This window comes from uncultured Anaerococcus sp. (assembly GCF_937934665.1).
Taxonomy (GTDB): Bacteria; Bacillota; Clostridia; order Tissierellales; family Peptoniphilaceae; genus Anaerococcus.
On record NZ_CALGYW010000103.1, the window covers coordinates 1 to 1024 of the forward strand.

The 1024-nt window shown below is 34.6% G+C and carries 3 protein-coding genes; all 3 read left to right on the forward strand.

The genetic code is table 11. The features are described from left to right. Window positions 1-266: RusA family crossover junction endodeoxyribonuclease (locus tag Q0410_RS05600; RefSeq protein WP_299034066.1), on the forward strand; the 266-nt coding region annotated here is incomplete at its 5' end. Continuing rightward, window positions 263-754 carry a hypothetical protein gene (locus tag Q0410_RS05605; protein WP_299034069.1) on the forward strand — a complete coding sequence of 164 codons (492 nt, stop codon included), beginning with the start codon at window positions 263-265 and terminating at the stop codon, window positions 752-754. The genes Q0410_RS05600 and Q0410_RS05605, both read left to right, overlap by 4 nt. A gap of 25 nt (window positions 755-779) precedes the next feature. Beyond that, window positions 780-1024 (forward strand): DUF3310 domain-containing protein (locus Q0410_RS05610; RefSeq protein WP_299034072.1); only part of this gene is annotated, 245 nt, incomplete at its 3' end.

The window sequence follows — 1024 nt, forward strand, 5'->3', positions numbered from 1 at the left end:
ATGCAAAGGACTGCGGGAGGCAAATAACAGGAAAGTATAAGAAAAATATTGATTACCCGATTAATCTTAAGTGTGTGTATTACAGGAAGACTAAGCACCGTGTGGATTTGACAAACCTACTTGCAGCGACTTGTGATATTCTTACAGATTGCGGAGTAATTGCTGATGATAATTATAAGATTGTGGTATCTCATGATGGGTCTAGGGTTATGTTTGATAAGGAAAGACCTAGGGTTGAGATTGAGATAGAAAGGATTGAAGGATGACTGACAAAGAATTTATTGATTTTCTTATGAACCATCCTAAGAGCGAAGTAAAGGTGACGAATGATTATATGCAAATTTATATAAGATTTAAGGATTTGGGTGGCAAAGACTTACCTCCAGAGAAAATCAAAGAAGAGATTGAAAAAGCTAAGTTTAAGATTCAATTTTTCCAGATGTATAAGCATGGCCTTTATATAGCCTGGGATTACCTTTTGGATTATATAAAGCAAATTGAAATTTGGGAGAAAAGTCCAGCTAGAAGATACCAGCTTTTGAAATTTGGCGTAAATAAGCTGGTTGATGAGTATGAAAATATCATTGACTATGGGACTATAAATAAGTTTTATTATGATTTTGTCAAAAAAGGTGGAAAGATGACTTTAGAAACAAGGCCTTGGACTGAGGAAGAGGCCCTCATTAGAAAAGCTTTGAGATATGCTGAAAATAGAAGTACTGCCCAAGATATTTTTAATAAATTAGAAGATTAGAATAAAAAATAAAGGAGTTAAGAAGATGAAAGAAATTAGACCGGATTATTATAAGAGTGGAGGAATGGAAGCCTTTGATGTGATAGATGCTTTTGACCTTGGTTTCAACCTTGGTAATGCTTTTAAATATATAGCTAGGGCTGGGAAGAAAAATGATAAAATCGAGGATTTGAGGAAGGCTGTTACTTATCTTAATAGGGAGATTGAGAAAGAGGAGGACAAGAAAGAAGACTATTATCAAATTAAAAGCGATTACGAAGCTGGGAGGCA

What these genes read in the sequence shown, in the direction of transcription:
- Q0410_RS05605 (WP_299034069.1), top strand. Translation starts at nt 263, where the DNA reads ATGACTGACAAAGAATTTATTGATTTTCTTATGAACCATCCTAAGAGC.